The sequence below is a fragment of the Vibrio sp. Isolate22 genome, assembly GCF_022398115.1.
Lineage (GTDB): Bacteria > Pseudomonadota > Gammaproteobacteria > Enterobacterales > Vibrionaceae > Vibrio.
This window is the reverse complement of record NZ_JAKEUW010000035.1, coordinates 1-25,503: the sequence shown is the minus strand read 5'-3', so window position 1 is coordinate 25,503 and position 25,503 is coordinate 1. Positions and strand designations below refer to the sequence as shown.

Below are 25,503 nucleotides of genomic sequence, written 5' to 3'. Positions count from 1 at the left end.
CGTCCTTAATTCTGCAATACAGAAGAAACCAGTAGTTGTGTGTATGGGTGTTGAGGATCGTCAAGCACTTGATCAGTAAGGCCGCTTTCTACCACTTCACTGCGACGCATCACCATGAGTCGATGTGCAAGCAAGCGAGCCACTGCAAGATCGTGCGTTACGATCACCACAGCTAACTCAAGCTCTGTGACCAAGCGACGAAGAAGATCAAGCAACTTGGCTTGAACAGACACATCCAATCCACCAGTTGGTTCATCCATGAAGATCAATTTAGGGTGAGTCACCAGATTGCGGGCGATCTGTAATCTTTGCTGCATACCTCCAGAAAAAGTCGTCGGCATGTCGTCCATTCGATCCGTTGGGATCTCGACATCAGCGAGCCATTTCGCTGATTTCTCACGAATTTCGCCATAGTTACGTTCACCCACAGCCATCAGGCGCTCACCAATGTTTCCGCCCGCTGATACTCGACCACGCAAGCCATCCATTGGGTGTTGATGCACCACGCCCCACTCGGTACGAAGCAAGTGACGACGCTGGCTTTCCGCCATTTGGTACAAGTCTTCGAGTTGTGAGATTTGCTTATCCGCATCACCACGTAAGTAAATCACTTCACCACTATCTGGTGTCTGGCGACCAGAAAGTGACTTCAACAAGGTACTTTTACCTGAGCCAGACTCACCGACAATACCCAACACTTCACCCGGGTAGAGGTCGAACGACACGTTTTGAAAGCCCTTGCCCGGTGCGTAGAGTTTGGTCAGGTTAGAGACAGACAACAATGGCAGCTCCGACAGGTTCGGTTGTTGTTGCATCTTAATCAAAGCATTCATGCGTTGTTCTCCTGCTGTTCGCGGCAGTAATCCGTATCGGAACAAACGAACATATGTGAGCCTTGGTCATCCATAACGACCTCATCAAGGAAGGTATCCGTTGAGCCACAAATCGCACACGGCTCGTCCCACTTCTGAATCTCAAACGGATAGTCTTCAAAATCTAAACTCTGAACTTTGGTGTAAGGAGGAACAGCGTAGATGCGCTTTTCACGACCCGCGCCAAATAGCTGTAGTGCCGCCATGTTGTCCATTTTCGGGTTATCGAACTTAGGAATCGGCGATGGATCCATGATGTAGCGGTCATTGACTCGCACTGGGTAAGCGTAAGCCGTTGAGATATGGCCAAAACGTGCGATATCTTCATATAATTTTACATGCATGATTCCGTACTCTTGCAGCGCATGCATTTTGCGAGTTTCGGTTTCACGTGGCTCAATGAAGCGCAACGGCTCAGGGATCGGCACCTGATACACTAAGATCTGGTCTTCTTGAAGATCGACTTCTGGGATACGGTGTCGTGTCTGAATGATGCTCGCTTCGGTGGTTTTCTCAGTCGTTTTCGCACTGGCGATAGACTTGAAGAACTCACGAATCGATACAGCATTAGTTGTATCGTCGGCACCTTGGTCGATCACTTTTAGCGTGTCTGGTTGGCCAATAATCGCAGCGGTGATCTGCACACCACCGGTTCCCCACCCGTAAGGCATGGGCATTTCACGACCACCAAATGGAACTTGGTAACCTGGAATAGACACAGCTTTAAGCAGCGCACGACGAATCATTCGCTTAGTTTGCTCATCAAGGTATCCATAGTTGTAACCCGTCGCTCCTACTGAGCTGTCAGATGCAGTCTCCTCAGAGTTCAATACCTGTGAGGTGTTACCTACCGGCGCATTTAGCGTTGGCGTGCTCATGAGTGACCTCCTTGTACATCATTACCTTGTTCGTCATTACCTGGCTGAGCCATCAATTCATCGTGCTCTTTGTGCATTTTTCTAAGCAGCTCCAGTTCCGCTTGGAAATCGACGTAGTGAGGAAGTTTTAGGTGGGACACAAAACCAGCAGCTTCAACATTGTCTGAGTGAGAAAGCACAAACTCTTCGTCTTGAGCAGGGCTATCAACAGGCTCATCAAACTCAGCAGCTTGCAAAGAACGATCAACCAACGCCATCGACATCGCTTTACGTTCAGTTGCACCGAACGTTAAGCCATAGCCACGAGTCAATTTAGCTTTCTGTTGTTTGTTACCAACAAAGCCATTAATCATCTGACACTCTGTTAGCTCAACTTCACCGATGTCGATGCTGAAACCAAGCTCTTCTGGTTCAATTGATAGCGTTGAAAATCCAGTACGAATCTCGCCCGCGAATGGGTGATTACGACCATAGCCACGCTGAGTCGAGTAACTCAGTGCAAGTAAAAATCCTTCATCGCCACGCACCAAGTTTTGTAATCGTGCACTACGGTTACACGGGTAGTTCACCGGATTCATGGTGATGTCTTCTGGTACTTGCTGGTCATCTTCTTCGGTCAACATCATGTCGAGGTTTTCAAGAATGCCTAATACCTGTGGGCAAGGTTCAGATTCAGTCACATCTTGAGTAGAGATCTGCGGTGCTTCACCTTCAGCAAGCAAACTAAAATCCAACAAACGGTGTGTGTAATCGTAGGTTGGACCTAAGATTTGGCCGCCAGGTAAATCTTTATAGGTTGCCGAAATACGGCGCTCGATTCGCATAGCGCTCGTATCGACAGGTTGCGCTGTGATCAAGCGAGGTAATGTAGTTCGATAAGCGCGTAACAAGAAAATCGCTTCGACAAGATCGCCAGCCGCTTGTTTGATTGCTAATGCCGCAAGTTGTTTGTCATAAATACCGCCTTCCGTCATCACTCGGTCCACCGAACCCGACAACTGCTCTTGAATCTGCTCTACAGTCAGCTCTGGAAGCTCTGGATTACCGCGACGCTTCTTGGCTTGCAGTTGGTGCGCCAAGCTAATGGCCTTTTCCCCACCCTTTACAGCAACGTACATGATGTCGCCTCCACTTTGGTTGTACGAGGCAGACACAGCACTTGCTGCTCTGCGACAAAGATAAAATCAACACCTAATGGGAACTTCACCAATGATTGACGTTCTTTAAGGTAAGCAATAAAACTTTCAGGTAATCCGGTGAATGAAGCGATTTTCTCACTTTGAATGCCCGGGCCACTCAGGTACAGCTCAGTACCAAACGTTAAGCTATCCACTTCAATAACAACCGTTGTTGAAGTATCTGGATACTCTTCGTTGCCGAGATTAAATGTCAGTTCTGACCAATCAATATCCAGTAAATCTTGCTCTGATATCACCGCAAAACTGGCCTGTTGAGGCTGCTCTACAATCGGTGCGCCAACATGAAATTTAACGTTTTCAGTGACGGCGTGGTCGGCCTGTAATGTCGCAGATAGCCAAATTGGCGTCGCATTGTCGGCCATTGAAAGTAGTGTTTGAGCAGCAGCACTCATCATTGAACCAAAGCCTTCACAACGGTTCAGTGTTACTACGGTGCCGGGTTCCGACATCGCCTTCAGCAGCAATCGAAAGCACTGCTGGCTGTCATGAACTGCATCTTGAAATGCAGGAGAAATCATACTCATTGAATTCGTTCTAACCTGTTTAATTCGTTAATCTTATTCTTGAATGACATGTGGTTCTTTTGCTTGCGAGCGAAGCTGTTCTTCTCTCCGAAACAAGCTTCTCCGCGAAGCTTTTCTTTACTAAGCCAGTCTTCTCCACAGGCCTAGTCTTCTCCGCGAACCATGGTAAAAAAGTCCACTTTGCTTGAGGCGACTTCTTGGTGACGTCGACTGTCTCGTTCGTGCTTCATCGCTGCCAACGGTTCTATAAGTTGCGCTTTGATCACTTCGGCTTGTTGCCCGTTTTGCATCAAGGCATCGACTACAGCTGCTAACTCTGCATGCGGCTTACTTCGTCCCTGTAAGTAGCTGTAGCCAAGCTCCCCAGTTGTTAGCTTGATTACGGCTCGTGTCACGGTGACATCACCCATGTTGAATTGACGGCCTGTTGAGCCCATACGAGCTCGCACTTGTGCCAACCCAATCTCTGGTTGGCGAACCATTGCGTATTCTGCTTCTAGCCCTAATGCTTCCCAGCGCGTTTTTAATTCTGAAAACTGGCTCTGCGCGAGTACTGACATCCAATTTTGTCGCTCTTTCAAAGCTGTCATTTAGTGCTCCATTACTATTTCGGTTGCATCGGCACGGGTATTGGAACTTGAGAATTCCGCTATTACTTGAGTGCCTTTAATTACGTTGGTGGTTTTAATTTTGAGTAGCGGTGTGTTGGTGCTGATTTGCAGCAAGCGACACTCTTCATTGCTTGGGATTTTTGCCCCAACACGAGTCTCTTTTCGCTCTAAATCAGTCTCCAAACCACGCTGAATAAACTGGTGCAAAGAACCGTTAGTGAAATTCTTGAGAATCGGCCACCACACCAGATTCGGCAGGTAGTGATCGATAATGGTTCTTGGCGTATCTCCCGTTTTTCGCAGGGTACGGATATGAATAACCTTGCTCCCTTCCTCCACCCTCAAGTAACCCGCAATCTTGGGGGATACATTAATAAGGCGAGACTGAAGCACCTCACATCTTGGCATCGCACCTTGTTCAATCAGGTTTTTGGTGAAATGTGCTCCAGAGTGCAGTCGATATTCACTTGGCTCACGAATCACCATGTTGCCTTTACCTTGATGACGCTGAATCAGTCCCGTAGATACCAACTCATCGACAGCGCGGCGAAGCGTGTGACGATTCACGGCAAAGCGCTCTGCCAGTTTTGACTCTGGAGGAAGGTAGTCACCGGGAACAAAACGATCTTTCACCTCTTGTTCAAGCTGTGAAGCAATATCTAAGTAAACGGGCATAAGGTGTTCCTTCTCTATGATTCAATTACTTATCTAGACAAGTCTGCTTAAATAGACATCTAAGATGCCTAGATAAACTTCTTACGAATGATTTGAGAAACGAAGTCGATAACACTGACCGTTACGATAACAATCGCCATAATCGCGGCAGTTTGTTGCAACTGGAAACCTGAGATCGATTGCCAAAGCAGTACACCGATACCACCTGCGCCAACCATGCCTACAACCGTTGCAGAGCGGATATTCGACTCTAAGCGGTACAGTGAATATGAAATCCAAAGTGGCATCACCTGTGGAATCACACCGTATAGAATTACCTCAAATGGGTTAGCACCAGTCGCTTTAATACCTTCCATCGGTCCGGGTTCAATCGCTTCAATGGCTTCAGCAAATAGCTTGGCAAGTACGCCTGTCGTGTGAATAAACAGCGCCATCACACCGGCAAACGGACCCAACCCAACAACCACCACAAACAGCATCGCAAACACCATTTCGTTGATAGCGCGTAGACAGTCCATTAGTCGACGAATTGGAAATGTCACCCAGCTCGGCATCAGATTTTCAGCACTCAAAATGCCAAATGGAATCGCCAACAGAATCGATAGCACGGTTCCCCAAATACCCACTTGAATCGTTACTAGCATTTCACTGAAGTAAACGTTGCTTTCACTGAAATCTGCCGGGAAGAAGTCCTTGCCCAGCTGAACCATATTCTCTGGGTGTTCAAAGAACATCATTGGTGCCATCTCTGCGCCTTGCCATGCCCAGCTAAGGACCAGAAGCGCTATCACAGCAATCACACCATTTTTAATCGACAGCTTCGATGAAGGCTCGTAACGTTGAGTTATTGCAGTCATTGTTCTATTACTCGGTTGTTGCGCCACTCAAAGCAGCGCAAGGATTAGGGTTAGCCTTTAAGGGCATCAATTTGAATTTGTAGTTGGTCGATTTCAGCTTGGTATTTCGCCATGCGCTTAGTTCTATCTTTCTCGCTCAAGTTGCTGTTGTTCTCCGCTTCAACTAACTTCTTAAACGCTTCCATTTGACGAATTGGCAGTAGTTGGTTGTTATCGGTTGCAGCAAAGCCAGACCAAGCTAGCAGGCTGAGGTTTTCAAGCTGTTGTGGCTCGTCTCCATAAGCAACAAAGAATTCTCGTGCCTTCTGCTTTAACTCTTCATCTAAGCCTTTTCGGTAAGTAATCACATCTGAAGGGATGAGCTCTGACTGCCAAACCACTTTCAGCTTGTTAAACAATTCAGGGTTTTGTTCTTCGATACGAACAAGGCTCATGGTGTGATTGGTGGCAACATCAACCTGGTTGTTGGCTACGGCCATTACGTTTGCGCCATGGCTAGCAGTGACGTTGCGATGGAAATCGTTGGCTGATACACCATTGTTGGCGAACGCTTCGAAGTTTGGCACTAAGAAGCCTGACGTGGAGTTAGGATCACCGTTGCCAAGCCTGAGTTTCTCATGTTGGTCTAGAACATCTTGAAGTGTGTTGATGCTGTCATTTTCTGCATTAACAATAAGTAGGCTGTAATACCCCTGTAAGCCATCCGTATCGATATAACGTGCAAAAACTTCCGCATCGGCACGATCAACAGCTTCCATTGCAGCTTTGTTTCCGTAGTAGGCAAAATCAACTTTTCCAAAACGTTGCGCTTGGATGATTCCCGCGTAATCGGGAGCAAAATACGCCTTCACGGGCTTACCCAAGGCTTCGCCTAAATCATCTAAAAGAGGCTCCCAACGCTGACGTAAGTTTTGTTGCGCATCGGTCGCGATAATGCCGAAGTTTATTGTGTCTTTTGCAAAAGCATGACTAGCAGTGAACGTTGTCATCAGTACCGTTACTAACGTTGCGGCTTTTTTAATTCCCGACTTGATTGAATGAAACATCTTAATTCCCTGATATTTAAAAAGACGCAGCAAGCACGTCGTTAGATTGGATGTGTGGTGTATTCGCCGATTTTTTTGAGCGGTATAGATCTTCAAGCTGAGGCTTAGTCAGTTCAGCACTCTTTCCTTCATAGAACACTTGGCCGTCTTTTAGCGCGATGATGTTTTCGCAGTACTTAAGGGCATGGTCCACTTGGTGAAGTGTGACGATGACAGGAATGCCTTCTTTCTCATTAATGTCGGTCAACAGTTCCATCACAATGCGCGCAGATTCTGGGTCTAGCGAAGCGATGGGTTCATCAGCAAAGATGATTTTAGCCTTTTGCATCAATGCTCTAGCAATCGCAACACGCTGCTGTTGGCCACCAGATAGATTGCCAACACGTTGGCCCGCGAAATCTTCCATACCGACTCGACGCAATGCTTCTAATGCTTGTTGCTGCTGTTCAACCGTGAACATGCCAGTTAGCGTTCTCCACTTAGGAGTCGAGCTCAGTGCACCAATCAGTACATTGGTCATCACCGATAAACGGTTCACTAAATTGAATTGTTGAAAGATGTAGCCCGCTTTCGCACGTCGCTCACGAACTTTGGCATCAGGCTTGCCATTGGATTGAACAGTCTTACCTAAAACTCGAATGTTTGAGTCGTTACCTTTATCGCCAATAACTAGTCCACTTAAATGACGCAACAACGTAGATTTACCTGAACCCGATGGGCCAAGTAACGCCGTCATCTTGCGGCTGGTAATCGTCAAATTGATGCCATTCAGTGCTTTATTCGAACCGAATGTTTTGTTGACCTTGTTAACTTCAATGATGTTATTCATCGTCAATGTCCCTGTTTGGTTTAAGGCCACTTTGACGTCTGATTATTAAAGTTACGTGTCGGTTTATTTGCAGAAATGAAATATTTCAACGGGTTAACCAACTTGTCTAGACAAGCTTAACCTGCTGTTTTAAATGATAAAAAATGAAGGAATTAGCAGAGGGATATCAACTTATATACAGACGTAATTCACAGTAATTTGACAATAAAAAGTGCGATAGCCACAGCGACACCTTTTTAACTCTCAGATCAATCAATAAACATGTCCAATAACTAATAAGTTCGCATATAAAAAAGCATCCCATTATGGGATGACCGTTTCACCTCAGTCGTGAATTTGTTCTAGATCATTAAAGTGTTCAAAAATGCAATCTTTGGTTTTAAATATTTAAACTTTGATGAAGTTTAAGAAATTAAACCATATTGAAGATGGTTTGGTGATCCTGTTCAAATTTCACTCTTAATTTAGGTTAAATTTCCGTTATTTGTTGGTGTTTTAGACGCTTTTTATCGGTTTACAGAAGTTTACTGCACCTTGCTCAAATACCACCAAAGGGGTAGATTTCAGTCATCGAGTTCAAAAATGTAAACCGAAACAATGAATGTAAAACAAGTTAGATTCACCGATGAAGATAGAGAATGTTTAAGCAATTACTTTCGCTTAGCAGACACGCTCGCTGATTTAATTGGCCCCTACTGTGAAGTAGTCATTCATTCATTTGAAAGCTTAGAAAACTCGGTCGTGAAAATCGTCAATGGTCATCACACAGGTCGTGAAATTGGCTCTCCAATCACAGATCTCGGTTTACGTATGTGGAGCACCTTTGAGAAAACTGGCGAAGTTTCTCCAAAGAGCTACTTCACTAATGCAGCAGATGGTTCCCTACTAAAATCAACCACCTGTGTGCTAGCTGGTCCACAGAAAAAGCCAATTGGCATGCTGTGTATCAACATGAATTTATCCTTCCCATTTCCTGAAATCGTTAAAACGTTAATGCCAACGTGCAACGTATCTCAAACACTAGTCAGTGAGACTTTCAGCAAAAGTGCAAACGATGTGATTCAACAAGCACTGACTGCTGCAATAAAAGAAGTAGAACAAGACGAAACGATTTCCTGCAAAAGTCGCAACAAAGCCATCATTCGTTGTTTGTTTGATAACGGCGTATTTGAGCTAAAAGAGACGACGACACAAGTATCAGAACAACTTGGGATCAGCCGTCAGGCGGTTTACAAGTTTATCCGTGAATTTAAATCAGAATAAAACCAATAATTTAGGAGTTACATCGTGAAACAGATCATTGCCACTGAACAAGCACCAGCAGCTATCGGGCCGTACTCACAAGGTACGTCTTACGGCGAAATGGTTTATACCTCAGGTCAATTACCTCTTGTTCCAGAAACCATGCAGTTTGTTGAGGGCGGTATTAGAGAGCAAGCTCGCCAGTCTCTTGAAAATTTGAAGGCCGTTTTAGAAGCAAGCGGAGCTGGGCTAGACACTGTATTGAAGACAACCTGCTTCCTTTCAGACATGGAGAACTTCGTTGCGTTTAACGAAGTGTACACCGAAGTATTTGGCACAGAGAACGCACCTGCTCGTTCTTGTGTAGAAGCAGCAAGACTACCAAAAGACGCACTGGTTGAAGTTGAAGCCATCGCATACAAAAAATAACCGACTTAGGTATTAATGGGTATCATAGGAGATTCTCATGAGCGTTTCATTTATTGGATTAAGCATACTGTTCTTTGGGTTCTACGCACTGTTGTCGAACTTCAAAAAGCAAAAGAAAAGTTTTAACTTCCGCGTACTCAGTGCGCTCGCTGCCGGCTTGTTATTCGGTGGTGCAATTCAACTGGTTTTCGGTGTCGGCAATGCTGCAACAGCAGGCTTCGCTGAGCTAATTTCAGTGTTCGGTAAAGGTTACATCAAACTTCTACAAATGATCGTTATCCCGCTAGTATTCGTGGCGATGATCTCTTCGATCATGAACGTTGAAGGTGGTGGCGCACTGTCTCGTATCGCACCAAAAATCATCGGTATTCTACTTTTCACTTGTGCAATCTCAGCAGCCGTTGGTATCGCAAGTATTTACCTATTTGGTATCGATGCAAACGCGCTAGTAAGCACAATCGGCACCAACAGTGCAATTGAAGCACGCGGAGATTCATTGGTAGCAACACAAGATGCAATGGCGAGTAGCGGTCTATCTGGTATGGCGCTTTCTATCATCCCTACCAACATCTTTGACATGCTAACAGGCTCTCAGCGCACCTCGACACTATCGACAGTATTGTTCGGGATGTTCCTTGGCTACTGCATCCTACAAGTGAAAAACCGTAAGCCAGAAAAAGTGCAAAACTTCGTTGATTTCATCAACTCTGCAAAAGAAGTTGTACTGTCAATGGTACGTGAAATCCTGAAGTTAACGCCTTACGGTGTATTTGCTCTGATGACAACCTTCATGATGACCAACGACCTATTCGCACTCGCTGAAATGGGCCGCTTCTTACTAGCGAGCTACGTGGCAATCGGCGTGATGTTCGGCATCCACTTCGTGATGGTATCGATGCTCGGCCTTTCTCCAGCCAAGTTCATGAAGAAAATCTGGCCAGTGCTAGTATTCGGCTTTGGTTCTCGCTCAAGCATGGCGGCAATCCCACTAAACGTTGAAACACAAACTCAACGCCTAGGCGTAGATGAAGAAACGGCAAATATGTCAGCAACATTTGGTACCAGTATCGGTCAGAACGGTTGTGCGGGTATCTATCCAGCAATGCTAGCTATCATGGCGGCTCAGGTAATGGGTATGCCAGTTGACCTAGGCTTCATCCTACAACTGATTGCTGTTATCGCGATTGCTTCATTCGGTATCGCTGGTGTTGGTGGCGGTGCAACTTTCGCAGCAGTAGCAGTACTAACCATTATGGGTCTAGATATCACAGTAGTAGCAATCCTAGTGTCTATTGAAGCTCTGATTGACATGGCGCGTACCGCGCTAAACATCTCAGGCTCTATGTTGTCTGGTGTTCTAACAGCTAAGAAGAACGGCTCACTGAACACAGAACAATACGATGCTGATGTAGCTGCAACAGTTTCAAAAGAAGCAGCAGTATAATCCCCACGTTTAATTAAGAGCACTCCCATGGGTGCTCTTCTGTTTTTCCTGAGTTCAGGTTATTTAGGTAATAAATATGAAAGTTGTTGTTATAGGCGGTAGCGCCGCTGGTATGAGTTTCGCAGCTAAGTACAAACGTAATCAGCCATCAGACGAAGTCATTGTTCTGGATAAGCGTAGTTACATCTCATTTGGCGCATGTGGTTTACCCTACTTTGCGGGCGGCATGTTTGACGACACAGAACGCATGATTTCTCGTACGCCAGAACAAGCGATTAAATCAGGCTTAGACGTTCGTGTTGAAACAGAGATGGTGGCACTAGACCGTGTTGAAAAGCAGATTAAAGTCCGTCATAAAGGCGAAGAGAGCATCATCGATTACGATATGGTAGTGATTGCTACAGGCGCGCGTCCAATCGTTCCTTCGTTCGGTGAATACAACTCAGAACACGTGTATACATTGACAAGCATGGAAGATGGCTTAGCAGTAAAAGAAGCTTTAAAAGACAGTGACAAACAACGAGTGTGCGTAATTGGCGCTGGTTTTATAGGTCTAGAAGTATTCGACGCAGCACATGGCCTCGACAAACACGTAACCATCATCGAACGTGAACAGCACATAATGAGCCGCCAGTTCAGTCCAGAGATCATTGAAGTAGTTGAAGGGGCTATTAGAGAATCAGGTGCAGACCTTAAAACAGGGTGCAGCGTGTCTGCAATTCGTAATGCAGAGCAAGGCGGTTACATTGTAGAGACCGATAACGGTAATGTAGAAGCGGATGTCGTGATCCTGTCACTCGGCTTCAAACCAAACACAGAAGTATTCGAACTACCAAAAGCTTCAAATGGTGCATTGTTAGTGAATGAATATGGCGCAACTGAAGACGCTTACATTCATGCTGTAGGCGACTGTGCAGTGGTTCATCACATGGCTTTAGGCAAGCCAGTATATGTACCACTTGCAACCACAGCTAACAAACAAGCGCGCATGATGGCTGATAAGCTAGCAGGTAAAGATACTTACATGTCAGGCTTCTTAGGTTCATCTTGCTTGAAAGTTCTCGATTACGAACTGGCATGTACTGGCGTGAATGAACTTCTGGCGAAAGAACATAACTTAGATGTGAAAGTATCAACAATTTCTGACAAGAACCAAACCGACTACTATCCAGGTCAAGAAGACATAAAAGTGAAGCTGGTTTACCACCCAGAAACCAATGTACTGCTTGGTGGAGAAATCGTTGGTAAGAAAGGAGCTGTGGGCAGAATCAACGCATTAGCTGTTGCTATCACGGCGAAAATGACCACTCAGCAGTTAGGCTATATGGACTTCTGCTACGCCCCACCATTTGCTCGTACTTGGGATGCGTTGAATGTTGCAGGAAACGTCGCTAAATAGGCATTACTAGTCACAAGTACATGTAGCGAAAACATCAAAGCAGAGCCTATGTGCTCTGCTTTTTTATAGGTTGAACTCTACGAGGCTTACAGCTAGGTAAAATAACTATTTATCTAATGTATTTGAGCTTTCTTTTACCAAATGCAAAACGAAAAAAAAGCCCGCTGATTTCTCAGCGGGCTTTCTAATGGTGGTGGAGGGATAGGGATTTGAACCCCATCGCTTACTAAAAATCTTTTGCAAGCCTTTGAATTTAAAGATGTTTTCGACACCTAAAACTGCAAATCGTATACAAGTGTCTAAGTCAATTGACTTGGGCACAGTGTTACAGGCCATTTACCAAAAGTCAACCTAGTGACATTATACTACAAGATTACAAAGCGAACTAATGTAAGTTATATTGTTACTTACATTAGTTAGTCGTGAATTAGCTCATATAATGTAACGCGAAGTTGATTGGTATTTATGTATACGTTACTTCAGTCTTTTAGTAATCGAATTGTCTAATTGTTCAAGAAGTTTAGTATACTTACTTCTACTAGCAGTGCTCAGACAATCCTTATCTCCATCGAACTTGACTATAGATATGATATAAGACTTATACCCGACAAGCTTATTGTTGATCTGATTGGTACAAAAATCGGATATAAAATCATTAGCACCTTTTTTATATTTAGGAGTAGGAAATTCTTTCTTAAAACACTTCTTAAATACTAATATATCGTCTTTATTAACTTTTAATTCGTGAATTAGTTTAGTTATTGTTTTAGTTTTAACATTAGAAATTCTTATATCTCCCTTTATATCGGAGTAATTACTTCCTGTTATAGTATATCCGTTTATAGATATAGTATGAACTGACTTCTTAACCTTGTTTTTATTTATTTTGTAACCATCTAACTGTAACAGATAAGAAATTTCCTCATAAAACGCTTTAGAATGCAGAAATGGAGGATCATAACTTTTTCTCTTCTTAGTATCTTTTCCAAAAAACGCAAAAATGGGCGGAGGAACTATTTTCCCCCTTGATGAAAATAGCATGTCATCAGCATATCGAGTATAAACGATGCCTTTTTCGTCGCAAAATTTTTCGATTAATAAATCTATTTTTCTAAACACTAAATTTGATATTGAAGGAGACAAAGGAAAGCCCATGGGAAGTATTTCACATCCCTTGAATGTAGAGTTATCACTCTTACTATCAAGTTTATACATAATTAAATTATATATGGCTTGAGCGTGTGTTTGTTCACATTTATCAGAAATCGGATCATTTGAAAAATATTCAAGAAAATTTCTTTCTATTATATCTTTACTAATCGAGTGAAAGAAATTCTTTAAATCCAATCTTAGAAAGAAATAATTGTTCCGATGTGGCTCTATAAAGTCATAATATGACTTTCCAGACAAGTAAGCAGTGGCAGACTGATTAACAGGAATTTTAGAAATATATTGATTGAAAATCAACTTTGAAACTTGAGAATGAACGCTGTTGATTGCAGACGAAGTCGAATAGGCGAATTTTTTCCCAATTTTGAATTCACGAACATGGGAAGAGGACAAAGGAAGAACCCCTTTGTCCTCTTTGTAGTATGCATACTCTTTAAGCAAATCTATGATGATAGGAGATAAAGAATATTTTTTCATAATAATCTCTTCTTGGATACAAAGAACGTCTTTTCACGTTTACGTGCCTTAAAAGTACCATTAGCGATACGGATGCGCAGGACAAGCACATATTAGGCTAGGAAGCTCCAGGCTTCATCTCGCAAGCGAGACCCATTAGTCTATCGAAGAAGAAACTTCTTCTATTGTACTATATAATTCTGGGAATGCACGCTTAAACTTTTCTTCTATCTTGTCCGTCCCACAAGAACTGCTGCGCATTTCTTTGATCGAAAAATCAAGGAAGCTTGATACCCAACCTCCTGTTTTAGAACCACCATAAGGTAATTTATCAACAATCCGATCTTTGACAATTGAAACTAGGTCACGAATAGATTGATCAATTAACAGTGTGTAGTTATTGTTATCCTTACTGCATAACGTGTCAGATTTTCCTTCGAAAGCAATTCTAACAACAATAACCCTATCTTCCTTAGTTATATTGCACTTCCTAAACTCTTTAAGTACTTGCCTTAGATATTTGATTTTAACCAATTCAACAAAATCTAAATTCTCTCTTGAAAGCTCTCCATCAAAGGAATAGCCATTAAAGATAGCGTTAAAACAACGGACCACGTCAAATTTATTTGGATAATTTTTTCTATGTATATCTATAACTATATTAGGGTTTCCTTTAGGTCCAACGTTAACATTATTATAGAATTCAGATATTAACCACCTAACAAACAGCTTTATACTATTTCTATTTATTAAGTAACCTTCTATCGTATTTGGTGCGACTTTTACTCTCTCGGAATCAATTATTATTCTATTGATTCTATTCACTAACGATTCTATATTTCTATGTTTGAAAGATGTTTTATTCGAATTAAACTCATTAGGGATTTCATTAACCTTTAGGATACTATTGAGTCTTTTGTAGCGTTCATTGCTTTTAGAACCCCAAAAACTTCGCTTATATTTATCTCTTATAGAAGGTATATCTACCTCCTTTGATAGGAAATTTATTGCTCCTGTATGAGGGTTAATATCTATCATCTTGTCTGCATCGTACAAAACAAGGTAAGGTATCGATACATTGGAATTTGCAGGCTTTATTGCCTTTAACATCACTTCGTTAGTTTTGTAAATATCAATTTTACTTAATATTGGGAACACTCTTCTTAAGCTAAGGTTTCCAAATAGTTCTAACTCCGTCTCACCTTCTACAAAGAGAATAAAGTTGCTGAAGAACAATCGAGCTTCATTATCATTGAATACATTGATGAACCTATTGTCATCAAAATATGATTTCATAACAGAACAGGATGTCACACTATTTCTAGAAGAGGTGAAGTGGAATACTTTATGTTCGTCATGTTGATTAAATTGCTTTACTATTGTTTTTAGAATGCTCGGAGAGTGTGTGGTGAATATCATAATGGGATATGGTGTATTGTACTTTCCGCGCTCCCATTGAGGTGATTCACTTTTGAGACTTCGATATAATTTGTGTAGGTTATCAATTAGCTCTTCACTTCTCATTGGATGTAAACCAATTTCTGGCTCATCTACAAATATTGTCGGAGTGATAAACTCTCTTCTCGTTAAAGTTATAACTAAATTAAAAAATAACTCTAAGAATTTGTGTGAGTTAGTACCGTCTGATTGAGTATCTAAATCTAATCCATCAATATTAAATGTATGTCCTTCCAAACCAACTTTAATATAGTTTAATAAAAGTTCTTGGTACTCATATGGGGTTGCTTTTGTAATAGAGTCAATATTATTGACGTAATCTTTATATGAGTTACTCTTTTGGGAGATATTCTGATCGATAAAGTCAATCAACTTATCTCTGGGTAGCTGCTTCGTGTTCAAGAATTTTAACTTTGTTACAATGCTCCATAAATATTTCCAGTTGTATAAATCTAATCGTCGAGTATCAATAGAAAAAAATGGATAAATACGATGGATGATTTCTCTTACATTTTTGTCGGAGTCAGACCAAGAGATTGAATTATTTTTATGTACTTTAAGAGTTAAACTAAACCGATTTTTTTTCTTTCCTTTCGCATGTAAGTACTCCCACTGGTTTAATTCACTCCTAAACAAAGTTTTATATATGTGACGCTGGTAAGGGCTCCTGTCTCGACTGGTTCTAATAACATCTTCCAGCCTACTGGTATCAAAGGTTATTGTAATTTCACCATGATTAGAGTACTTACTATGTAATTGTAGATTTTGCGAAAACTCATTATTCAAAGCTTTATAATAAAAATCTATAATCTTTAAAAGGTTAGATTTTCCAACGTTATTTTTACCAATAACACAGTTAATATCTGATAAATCTTTTATCATAAAATTATTGAAAGATAGTAGATTCTTTATCTTTATAGATTTGATGCCCATCAACTGTTACCCATCGAAAACAAAGCTTGTTTTACTGCTACTAGTAGCAGTAAGTTACCTTATTTTTAATCTAGTTCAACAATTTTCTTGTATTTCATTGTGTTAGTGGGGGACATCATACTAGGGTGCGTGACCGAAAATTTCGATTACAGGCGTTTCTTACAATGCTCTAGAGAACGTATTATGGTGTGGTAGATCTACATTGATCTGGCGACCTCCTCATTCTACTTAACTTTCTAACTAAATCAGTTGTAGTTGCATTTTCGTGCTAATGACAGTCTAGTTGGCACATCGTTGAACAGTAATGAGTCAACGACTTTGTGAGGTAGCAAAAGATAGATTTAATCAGGTACGAAAAGCTTCGGTAGGTCAATGCAAGGTCACTCCTATCGCTCACTGCTTTTTCTGTAGTATTCGTATTAAACAGCCCGACTTATACCTTTATCTTGAATCTTTTCTTTTGTCCACTGACTCGCATCCTCTGCTCTTTGAGCTAGATACAGTTTTAGGCAATATAATCATGCTAATATGCCTTTAGCATCATATTTACACCATGCAACGAAATTTACATAGCTGAAAGATTAGAAATGTTAGAAAGAATAATAAAGATTGAAAACATCAAGCAATGGCAGCAAAAGCGAGCATTAACTCAAGGGTTTGATAAGCTAAACCTGATCTACGGCCGAAATGGCTCTGGTAAGTCTACGCTAAGTAAGATATTCAACTTCATCAATGAAAACGACAAGGCAGCGATAGAAGCCTTAAAGCCTCTAGAGTCTAATGGTGTACCAGCTCTCAATCTTCGAGTTGGCGGTAAAAACGTAACGCTAAACTCTCTTGAAACACCGTTTAGTTTCCAAGTATTCAATCAAGAGTTCATTGATAGTAACCTTTATATACCTAATGCTAAAGATCGTAGTCAACTCACTAATTATTATGAGTTTTCATTAGGTAAAGTATCAGTATTAAAGGAACAAGAGATTGATACACTTAAAGCAGAAATTGACGCTATCAACGTTCAGCTAAGTCCAATTGATACACGACTTACTACGAAATTTCCCAGCAAAACAGTTGCTAAGATACGTGGTATAAAAGCTACTCCTAACGCTGATGCTGAGATTTCAAGTCTTGAAGCTCAAATCCAAGATTTGAAGAGTGTAGAACACTACAAGAGCCGTAAAAAGCTTTCTCCCTTAGCTCTGACTAAGCCAGATTTAAATACAAGCGTCTTCACACTCAACATCGAGAGTCTGTCGAAAGAAGCACAAGAAAAAGTTGAGCTACACATTGCTAATCATCTTAAAGAGCGGGATGTCACGTGGCTTGAAACTGGCACTCAATTGGTAAACGAATCAGATAATTGCCCTTTCTGTGCTCAACCTCTTGCAAACTCCAATGTCTTTAGGCTGTATCAGGACTTCATTAATGATTCATACACTAAGGCTAGTGATAAGTTCGAGCTTGATAGTGGCCAGTTCGAATTAGATGTAAGAAACATTGGTTGTAAAATTGAAGACTTAGAAGCTCTAGTGAAATCCAATAGTGAGATTATCAAAACTTGGTCAGATCGCATCAAAGGCTTCAATCCTCAATATGATTTTAAAGACCTGGTTTCTTTATCAACATCAATCGAATTTGAGTGTGTCAACTTGATCAAGGAAAAGAAAAAAGACTTATTGTTAGAAACCAATTTCACTACGTTCAATCAACTATTTGATAGTATTTTCAATGGATTTGATTTCTCAGAATACAACAGTGAAGTGCAAGAATTTAACGATCAAGTTACTAAGTTTTTGAATCAACTAGCAACTGGATCAACTCAAGCTCTCCAAGCCAAAATCGACAACATTGAAGAAACCAAGAAGCGTTTCGAGACTGAAGTAGTTGACGATTTGGTCAATCACAAGTCTCTGTCTGATGACAAAAAAGACAAGACAAGAAAGGTCAAAGAACTAAAAGAAGAAATTCATAAAGATCAGGAAGTTAGCATTAAAGAACATAAAGATTCGATTAACCTGCTATTAAAAAACTTTCACTCAATGATACGAATCAAAGAGCTTCATAAGGATAATAAAGGTAGAGGCGGTTCAACTCGTCTTAAGTATGTAATAACCTTTATTGACAAAGAACTTTCAGTTGAAAATGTGGACGATAACAAACACATCTTTGAGCACGTTCTGAGTCTAGGTGATAGATCTGCTCTAGCTCTAGCATTCTTCTTATCTAAGTTTGCTAAGGCTAATAGTGATAATTCAATCGTTGTTTTAGATGATCCTATGTCATCCTTAGATAATTACCGCAAAGACGCAACTATCGTTGAGCTTGAAAAGCTGATTAACAACGGCTATCAAACCATCGTATTTAGTCATGATCCATTCTTTTTATCTGAGATTCAGAAATACTCGGTATTATCTCAACATACAAAGTGCTTTGAGATTGATGTGTCATATAAAAAATCAGATCCTCTTAAGGCTGACAGTTCTCAATACATATCTAGTCAAATGGTGGAAAGAAGCGACTATGACTCTCACGTTCTTCACTCATACCATAAAGAGTACAATAAGCTCTATGATTTTGTTGCTGATGCCAAAGATGAATCAAAGGTTGAAGTAGCTCGTTCGATTCGCCCTATTTTAGAAGCACACCTACGTTTCTTATACCCTAGAGAGTTTAACGAAGGTGTTTGGTTAGGTAATATGATAACGATGATTCGAGAAGAGACAGATCCAACTAGTCATTTCTATGATACACATAATCAGATCGGTCAAATCACTAAGATTAATGAATTTTCTAAGGCGTTTCATCATGCTGATGGATTTGATACACAAATTCAAAGCTTAGATTTACAAACCGTTCAGTCATATGCCCAAGAAACGCTGCACTTCATTACTGGTATTTAATAAAATACCTTGAAAAGTTCTGCCATATCGGTAGAGCTTTTCTTTCATCCAACAAGACTTGTTTAAGCGCTTTATATTACTTCACTCGCTAATCGCCCAATCCGAGAAGTAAGACCAAATTTCGAAACAAAAAGGTAGAGTGTGATGGCAAGTGACTTGCACATCTTTCTATGGCTCTAAATTAGCTATCTCAATTAACCTATCTCCGTAAGACAGTCCACTAGCTAGCTTTGCCCTTGTTCGACTCTCGATGCTGGGGAAGGGGGATAATGATATCGAGCGATGTTTTTACTAGCACAGTTCAGCCAGTCTTCATCATGTTGGATTGGAAGCTATGGACACCGCCAAGCTCTTTAGTGAACCTATCAACTCACCACTCATAAAAACGCGCACTTTACCATTTCTCATCGCTCTCATTATTAGCTTCTCGGTATATGCTTTTGCCTCTTGGCACAATATGCATTTCTAAATTTAGCGATGATAAGATACGAAATAGCGTCTGAATACGGGTGGTTTCTGGATTAACTTCAAACTTAGAAACGGTGTCCTGTTTAATGCCAACAGGATCAGCAACTTTATTCTGAGACAAATTCTTGCTTTTTCTCTCATCACGAAGGTGTGTTGCTAACTGCTTGGGTGATGTTATCAACATAAACATTCCTCATGTTACTTTCGATAAAGTGTAGTTTACCCTTTTTAGGGGGTAAAACACACATTACCCCTTGTAAGGGGTAAGAAAAAGGAAGCTGTGATCTTTAATTGGCGTTAATTGCTCTGAACAGATTTTTGCCTCACAAAAGCCTCCGATAAACTTAGTATGTATTCGGTACACTAGAGGTTTCAGACATTTTGACTAAACAGTGTTAATCGCTCACGAGTGATGAGGAAAATTGGACTCTTGAACCATAAGAAAAACTTTTCATTAATTTATCATGAACTCTAATGAATTTAGACAGATCAATAGTTAAGCTAATGTATTTAAATAAAAAATAATAGTCATGACAGATATTTGCTATTACGTAAACTAATTAATTATTTCGATTGTTAGTTGGGCTATTCATAACATTTTTCTTTTTGTTTTCAAGATTATCAAGTACTCGCTGTAACGTATCGCGCTCATTATCCCATCGCATTTTCTCTTCGTTTTTAGCTAGCGTATTTTTAAGTTTTGTTTTCAGCTCAGGCTCTGTTGCTATAACTTCAAAAGCTCGACTAAGTTCGAGATAGCTTTCGCGCTGTCGTTCTGCCACATTTCGAGCAGTTTCAAGCGTTGTTCTAATTTCAGTATTTGCTGTCTCGTGGATATTGAGACTTCGTCGGAGGCTTTCGATAGCTCTTGTAACGCTTCGACTGAAGCTTGGTATTCTTGGAGCATGATTTGATTGGTCTGAACAATGTCGTTCAAAATTGTTCTGCGTTCGGCTTGGTATTGCTCTTGGATTTCTTTTATCGTGTTCAAGTAAAACTCGTTCTGTGTCTCGACCATAGCGAGTAAATGCTCGTTTGAAATCTGCTGATTCTTCGTCAATGATGTAATTTGTGAAGCTAATTGTTTCTCCATATGGCTCATATTCTGATTTTCCTTCAATTACGCAGCTCATCCACTCTGAGACAAACTTACGTTGTTGTTCGTGATACTGTTTCAAAGCTAGCTCTGCGTTGCCCTCCGCTAGCGCTTTTCTTTCCTCAAGCTGTTTTGCCATCTCCGCACCTCTTAGATTTGTGTCAAAGTCAGGCATACGAGCATAACTAGGAAGAGGTTGCGGTATGTAAAAAGGCGGTGTTTCTGTCCAACGCGAGTTCGAAGGTAAATAATGCGCTTTGCTCACATTGAGTTCGGGCTTACTTTTGTGTAATCCGTAACGTCTGTTGTTGTAGTTAGCTCGTTTCATAATCGCTTTATCGAGTTGGTCTTTTAGCTCCTCCAGTCGACTTTGTTTGCTTTGGAATAGCTCACTGGACTGTGTTAAGGAACCCCTAGAACGAAACTGGTCTGTAAATGCGAATCCTTTCAATCGGAGATTCTTTTTATCTTTAAAATGTAGACGCAGAAAATTTTTAGATTCACTAACATGAGTAACACCACTAGCTTGTTTAAACTTATCGCTATTTAGCGCTTGAACGATGTCTGAACGGCTATTCACTCGGTTGTTAGCAATCATGTCACTAACCCAACCATTTATTTCTTTCTTGAGCTTAGAGCGCTTATCAAAACTTTTGCTATCTTGAGTCATTCTCCTATGCATGGCATCTAGGGGGCTGGCTAAATCGTGCTTTAGATTTAAGTAGTCACGAAGCAAGTTAAAGTCATTTTCATGACCTGGTGGGGCGGGGTTGAAAGAAAGCCCCGTAGCAAGGTGGATCCTCGGTATTAAGAAGTGGTTTTCAATATTACCCTGATGCGTGTGACGCACCCAATCAATAAGACGTTCATTGGTGGGGAACCCCGCAAAACACAAGTCTTCGAATAATTCTCGCCATTCCGCTTCAATTTCTGGATTGGCTTGTAACTTATCTGTATCTTCCAACGCGTGAGCAATCACACCAGAAACATATTTATGTTGGTGAGGTGTATGCGCAATCGCATATTCGACCGCTTTGCGATTGCCATTAATCGCTTCTGGTGGCGGCTCTCGGCGCTTTCCTTTCTGCTGTTGGAGAATGTAGTCGCATTCCCACTCTGTCTGTATGTCGTTCGTTTCTCTGGCAGACTTACGCATTTGATAAGCCTCACTGTAAATTTGTCTTTGTTCTTCAGTGAGGCTGCACAGAGGACCATAGAGATAATCAGTTGCAGCTTGCGAACTAGATTGCCCAATACCACTTGTTCGGAAAAATGAAATTACTGCCATGCTTCCACCGCCAACGGATCAACATGTGCAATACGGTATTTGTAGTCAACTTCAGGATTTGCAAGAATATTCATGACTCGAAGGTCATGCTGTTCAAAGGCTTTGTTGAGTTGATTAAGCTCTAAAAGTATCTGAATCGATTCCGCACCTGATTTGTGAGTGTTGCACCACTTTACAGTCTGGTTTAGTAACGAGTTAAAACGAACTCGCTCATTAATGACACCAAGCATTTCTTTTCTTGTCTTCTCTGCGAAAGGAACGATAATTCTAGTCTTATGCAGCGATTCAGAAGCGATCTGAGAAACCGTCTTTCCAGCTTGTTCTGCTTTGTATTTCCAGATCTTTTTATCTAAGAGCGTACAGTTCATTTCGATACGAGTGCTCTTTGCTTCACAATAATGATGATAAAGAGAATCAACCTCCGCTGACTTTAGTTTCGTCTCTTTCCTCATTCGGTTTCTGGTGATTTTGATGTTGTGCTTAACACAGAACTCAAGCTTTTCTTCAAATATTTCTGTGAGCTTGGGGTTGTTAAGGTAGTGTTCTTCTATCTGTTTTTTCTTGTATTTCTTAGTCATAAATTCGCCTATTTTGATAGGTCTAATTCTGTTTGTATGTCAGTTTCTTCAGGGGTTTGGGCGCAGCCCAAGCGTTCCTAAGCAGCCGCTTAGCTCCCCAGTCCGATGAAGAATTCATACGGGACTGGGGTAACCTTGCTCTTTTGTTTTCTGTTTGCTTAGTTGTTTTTCGTGAAACGGAAAATTTTGCTTTTAGTTTTCGAAGATGTCGGGGTCAGGTATGATGACTTGGTCATCCTGACTAGGTAGCTCACTTATTCCCGAGCGGCTACTGTCACCGAGTTGCGAGAGCATCTGAAGCAACCGCTGTTTATCAACCTTCAGATCTTGCACTTGTTGCTCAAGAAAATCGCTCTTTGCTATCGCGACATCAAGATCTCTTTGAATAGTTAGAAGCTCGTGCAGCTGTTCACGTAACTCGTTGTTACGTTGTTCATAGCTCGAACAAACTTGCTCAGCATGAGCAAGTTTGCTTTCTACTTCCTCCGTACTTTTTTGTAGTTCTTCGGTGTTTTTTGATTGCCTTTGCAGCTCATCAATAAACTCGGCAAGTTCTATATTTTCTGCTTCAAGTTCTGTGATTTGATTTAGAGAATCTTGAGTCTGCGCTCGAACTAAGTATTGCACTTCGGTGTCGAACGCACGCCAGATAGTAGACATTTCCTCTTTAAGAACAGAGTTCAATCGCTGTTCAATATCGACAAACCACGTAGATTTCTCACGAATTATAGGAATAGGCTTAGTCGCTTTACTTAATAGTTTGAATGCGATTCGTACACGTTTGAACTCACCACCCACTTTTGTTTGAAGAGCTTTGGATGATTTAGGAGCATTGTGTGTATTAGAGAAGGCAGCAGCATATTCGTCAATGCTTGTGCCTAGCGTAGTCGAACAACCATGTTTTTTAAGTTCGGATAGCCATTGTTCTCGTAGTGAGTGAGTAAGCATTCCTTCCTGACTAACTGAGTTAGGAAGAGAGGAAGGTAAGGGAAGATCCGCCATTTACAGACCTCCTTCTAGATTTTTAACAATGAGTTTGTAGATTTGCTCTCTATGCTCATCATTTTTTGCCCCGCGAGCCAGTTGAAGCAAGTTTTGGATAAATGCTTTGTCATCATCACTAGCAACTGGCTGTGCTGTATGCTTAGCTTCCACAATATCACTTGGTACTGTAATGCTATTTTCACCAACACTATTAAATAGCTCTGCTACAGTCTTGTTAGCTTTCGCTTGCTCTTTTTTTAAGCTTACTTTATTACGCTTAGCGTAGTGCTTTTCAACAATACTTACGTCACGATGCCCTAATAGCTCCGCAATCCAAGCAACGCTTACACCGCTGTTAAATTGAATTGAAGCGCCAGTATGCCTGAGCTGATTCGGACCGCGATGCTTAACGCCTGCATCTTTAAGAAAATCTTTAAAAAATTGTTTGGCAAATTGCTTTGGATTGAGCCAAGGGTGTCCCGTTTGTTCATTAAAGAAAATGAACTTACGCTTTTCGCTGGTAACTGTAATATTGTCTCGTTGTACAACATCAATGCTGATAGCTGCTTTGCCGCCAGTTTTTTCTTCTAGCTTTCTTAAGAGTTGGGCTGCTTCGGGAGAAAGCTCTATAGTGCGCTCAGACTCTTCAGTTTTAGTTACTTTGTACTTGTTAAGAGGTTTAGCTAGATCGACATACAGTCGACACCTCTCTATCCCATCTTCATTGTAAAACTCAACATTTTCCCAAGAAGTACAAATTAATTCACTGATGCGTAATGCAGTTAAGATACCGAATACAAACATATCTTTTGCTATTTCAAAATCGGTGTCAGTCAATAACAACTGGCATACTTCATCTTGTGTAAAAGGGAAAGGCTCTGCATTAACAACTTTTAGATTTTTTATTTTGCTCATCAAGTCAGTAGGTTGAAGACCTGATGAAGCGGCTTTTGCGCAAATACCACGCAAGATGGTATAACAGCCATTTATCACTTTTCCTTTTTTGCCTTCTTGAAGAAGGGTTGTTTTTAGCTCGTCAATATCTTCAATAGTGAGTTCAGAGATAGGTTTGTCACCAAGGCTTCTGATGATATGCCTTGCGTGAGTTTTCATTCCAAAGTAAGTAGATTCGGCAACTACGGGTTTTTTAGTGCGTAACTCATGAGCGACTGCCTGAGCAATGGTGTTTGATTTATAATCGTTTTTATCGAGAGATACAGAGGATTTTTGCGTACCTTTGCGTCTTTTTTGAGTTTTAGATTTAAGTTTTTTAGTTTGTACTTGTTTTTTATGGTTCATCATTTGACCTATAAATTACAGGCCATCAAAGGGGTGCTCATCTTACGTAGCGGTACTATGTCGTACTCATTATTATTATTTTTTGATTGGCTCATAGTGAATGTGTGTATTATCACAACATGACTAAGCTACTGATTCAACAAGAAAAATAATATACACTTTCTATATATTTAAGATAAACATTCACTATCTGTATATTTTTTCAGCTCCAAACCCTTGTTATTACTTGTTGTAAGTACTTACTAACAAATAGGTCATCATTCCAATTGTCAAAATTGTAGAAACCCTGAAATGTGATTGATTTCACATTTCAGGGTATTTCAAGCGTAGAGAAGATAAGTGTTTACTACAACAATCCAGCAGCGTTCAGTATGTCGGCATTAAAATTACTGTGATGATGAAGTGAAAATTGCTCTAACTTTACAACGTTCATTTGGCTATTTTTACGTTGCGTATTGTTTCGGTCATCTATCAAGCAAACGTGATAATCCGATTGTTCAGAAAAGTGAGAGGCGTAAATTTTCAATTCTACACTGACTACTTTTGCGTCAGACTTTAGAGTCAATACCATATCGTCATCATTCAACTTGAAGTACGTGTAATAGCCGTAGCGAGATAATATGATCTGCTCCAGCCAGACTGGACACTTCATTAAGCGACATTTTGTTGTTCAAAGTTAACTGGGCTTAGATACCCAAGAGCACTGTGCCTTCTCGTTCGATTATAATCAACCTCTATGTACTCGAAGATCGTTTGGCGCATCTGCTCTCTCGTCATAATCGGCTCATATTGGATCGCTTCCACTTTCATAGAATGGAAGAAACTCTCAACACAAGCATTGTCCCAGCAGTTTCCTTTCCTACTCATA

22 protein-coding genes are annotated in these 25,503 nt (G+C 41.0%); 5 read left to right on the top strand and 17 right to left on the bottom strand.

What is annotated here, in order from left to right; genetic code table 11:
- Positions 1 to 5: 5 nt before the first annotated feature.
- From phnK to phnC, 9 genes are all read right to left on the bottom strand, one after another.
- On the bottom strand, positions 6 to 833 hold the full coding sequence (gene phnK / locus L1D55_RS17910; RefSeq protein WP_239918326.1) for a phosphonate C-P lyase system protein PhnK: 828 nt from the start codon (positions 831 to 833) through the stop codon (positions 6 to 8).
- Positions 830 to 1,750: an alpha-D-ribose 1-methylphosphonate 5-phosphate C-P-lyase PhnJ gene (locus L1D55_RS17905; RefSeq protein WP_275665332.1), complete on the bottom strand. Its 921-nt coding sequence runs from the start codon at positions 1,748 to 1,750 to the stop codon at positions 830 to 832. The genes phnK and L1D55_RS17905 overlap by 4 nt, the downstream gene beginning before the upstream one ends.
- On the bottom strand, positions 1,747 to 2,868 hold the full coding sequence (locus L1D55_RS17900; RefSeq protein WP_239918325.1) for a carbon-phosphorus lyase complex subunit PhnI: 1,122 nt from the start codon (positions 2,866 to 2,868) through the stop codon (positions 1,747 to 1,749). Before L1D55_RS17900 ends, L1D55_RS17905 begins: the two co-directional genes overlap by 4 nt.
- Positions 2,853 to 3,473, bottom strand: coding sequence for a phosphonate C-P lyase system protein PhnH (gene phnH / locus L1D55_RS17895; RefSeq protein WP_239918324.1), 621 nt, complete (start codon positions 3,471 to 3,473; stop codon positions 2,853 to 2,855). Before phnH ends, L1D55_RS17900 begins: the two co-directional genes overlap by 16 nt.
- Before the next feature lie 143 nt (positions 3,474 to 3,616).
- A complete protein-coding gene (phnG, locus tag L1D55_RS17890; protein WP_239918323.1) occupies positions 3,617 to 4,063 on the bottom strand; it encodes a phosphonate C-P lyase system protein PhnG in 447 nt (148 codons plus the stop codon).
- Positions 4,064 to 4,759: a phosphonate metabolism transcriptional regulator PhnF gene (gene phnF / locus L1D55_RS17885; RefSeq protein ID WP_239918322.1), complete on the bottom strand. Its 696-nt coding sequence runs from the start codon at positions 4,757 to 4,759 to the stop codon at positions 4,064 to 4,066.
- Between the two features lie 68 nt (positions 4,760 to 4,827).
- On the bottom strand, positions 4,828 to 5,616 hold the full coding sequence (gene phnE / locus L1D55_RS17880) for a phosphonate ABC transporter, permease protein PhnE (protein WP_239718396.1): 789 nt from the start codon (positions 5,614 to 5,616) through the stop codon (positions 4,828 to 4,830).
- 50 nt (positions 5,617 to 5,666) lie between these two features.
- Positions 5,667 to 6,662, bottom strand: coding sequence for a phosphonate ABC transporter substrate-binding protein (phnD, locus tag L1D55_RS17875; RefSeq protein ID WP_239918321.1), 996 nt, complete (start codon positions 6,660 to 6,662; stop codon positions 5,667 to 5,669).
- Positions 6,663 to 6,678: 16 nt separating this feature from the next.
- Positions 6,679 to 7,491: a phosphonate ABC transporter ATP-binding protein gene (gene phnC, locus L1D55_RS17870; RefSeq protein WP_239918320.1), complete on the bottom strand. Its 813-nt coding sequence runs from the start codon at positions 7,489 to 7,491 to the stop codon at positions 6,679 to 6,681.
- Between the two features lie 597 nt (positions 7,492 to 8,088).
- On the opposite strand from phnC, the gene L1D55_RS17865 reads away from it, so the two are divergent.
- The 4 genes from L1D55_RS17865 to L1D55_RS17850 all read left to right on the top strand — a co-directional run bounded on the left by L1D55_RS17865 (position 8,089) and on the right by L1D55_RS17850 (position 12,005).
- The gene (locus L1D55_RS17865; protein ID WP_239918319.1) at positions 8,089 to 8,754 is read left to right on the top strand and encodes a PAS domain-containing protein; all 666 of its coding nucleotides are present in this window, start codon (positions 8,089 to 8,091) and stop codon (positions 8,752 to 8,754) included.
- Between the two features lie 24 nt (positions 8,755 to 8,778).
- Positions 8,779 to 9,162 carry a RidA family protein gene (locus L1D55_RS17860; protein WP_239918318.1) on the top strand — a complete coding sequence of 128 codons (384 nt, stop codon included), beginning with the start codon at positions 8,779 to 8,781 and terminating at the stop codon, positions 9,160 to 9,162.
- Between the two features lie 37 nt (positions 9,163 to 9,199).
- Positions 9,200 to 10,606 carry a cation:dicarboxylase symporter family transporter gene (locus L1D55_RS17855; protein WP_239918317.1) on the top strand — a complete coding sequence of 469 codons (1,407 nt, stop codon included), beginning with the start codon at positions 9,200 to 9,202 and terminating at the stop codon, positions 10,604 to 10,606.
- 76 nt (positions 10,607 to 10,682) lie between these two features.
- Entirely contained in the window at positions 10,683 to 12,005 is a 1,323-nt protein-coding gene (locus tag L1D55_RS17850) for a CoA-disulfide reductase (RefSeq protein ID WP_239918316.1), read from the top strand.
- 474 nt (positions 12,006 to 12,479) lie between these two features.
- On the opposite strand, the gene L1D55_RS17845 is transcribed toward L1D55_RS17850, so the two are convergent.
- Entirely contained in the window at positions 12,480 to 13,652 is a 1,173-nt protein-coding gene (locus tag L1D55_RS17845; protein WP_213962381.1) for a reverse transcriptase family protein, read from the bottom strand.
- 135 nt (positions 13,653 to 13,787) lie between these two features.
- Positions 13,788 to 16,022 (bottom strand): retron Eco8 family effector endonuclease, encoded by a 2,235-nt coding sequence (locus tag L1D55_RS17840; protein ID WP_239918315.1) that lies wholly within the window; start codon positions 16,020 to 16,022, stop codon positions 13,788 to 13,790.
- A 587-nt stretch (positions 16,023 to 16,609) separates the two neighbouring features.
- On the opposite strand from L1D55_RS17840, the gene L1D55_RS17835 reads away from it, so the two are divergent.
- Positions 16,610 to 18,922, top strand: a complete 2,313-nt coding sequence (locus L1D55_RS17835) for an AAA family ATPase (RefSeq protein WP_213962383.1) — start codon at positions 16,610 to 16,612, stop codon at positions 18,920 to 18,922.
- A 394-nt stretch (positions 18,923 to 19,316) separates the two neighbouring features.
- On the opposite strand, the gene L1D55_RS17830 is transcribed toward L1D55_RS17835, so the two are convergent.
- The 6 genes from L1D55_RS17830 to L1D55_RS17805 all read right to left on the bottom strand — a co-directional run.
- Positions 19,317 to 19,574 carry a helix-turn-helix domain-containing protein gene (locus tag L1D55_RS17830; protein WP_213962384.1) on the bottom strand — a complete coding sequence of 86 codons (258 nt, stop codon included), beginning with the start codon at positions 19,572 to 19,574 and terminating at the stop codon, positions 19,317 to 19,319.
- A 376-nt stretch (positions 19,575 to 19,950) separates the two neighbouring features.
- The gene (locus L1D55_RS17825) at positions 19,951 to 21,774 is read right to left on the bottom strand and encodes a relaxase/mobilization nuclease domain-containing protein (RefSeq protein WP_213962385.1); all 1,824 of its coding nucleotides are present in this window, start codon (positions 21,772 to 21,774) and stop codon (positions 19,951 to 19,953) included.
- Entirely contained in the window at positions 21,765 to 22,352 is a 588-nt protein-coding gene (locus L1D55_RS17820) for a hypothetical protein (protein ID WP_239918314.1), read from the bottom strand. Before L1D55_RS17820 ends, L1D55_RS17825 begins: the two co-directional genes overlap by 10 nt.
- A gap of 192 nt (positions 22,353 to 22,544) precedes the next feature.
- Positions 22,545 to 23,354 carry a hypothetical protein gene (locus tag L1D55_RS17815; RefSeq protein WP_239918313.1) on the bottom strand — a complete coding sequence of 270 codons (810 nt, stop codon included), beginning with the start codon at positions 23,352 to 23,354 and terminating at the stop codon, positions 22,545 to 22,547.
- Positions 23,355 to 24,635, bottom strand: a complete 1,281-nt coding sequence (locus L1D55_RS17810; RefSeq protein WP_239918312.1) for a site-specific integrase — start codon at positions 24,633 to 24,635, stop codon at positions 23,355 to 23,357.
- 651 nt (positions 24,636 to 25,286) lie between these two features.
- The coding region (locus L1D55_RS17805) for an IS3 family transposase (protein WP_239915817.1) at positions 25,287 to 25,503 on the bottom strand (217 nt) is incomplete at its 5' end.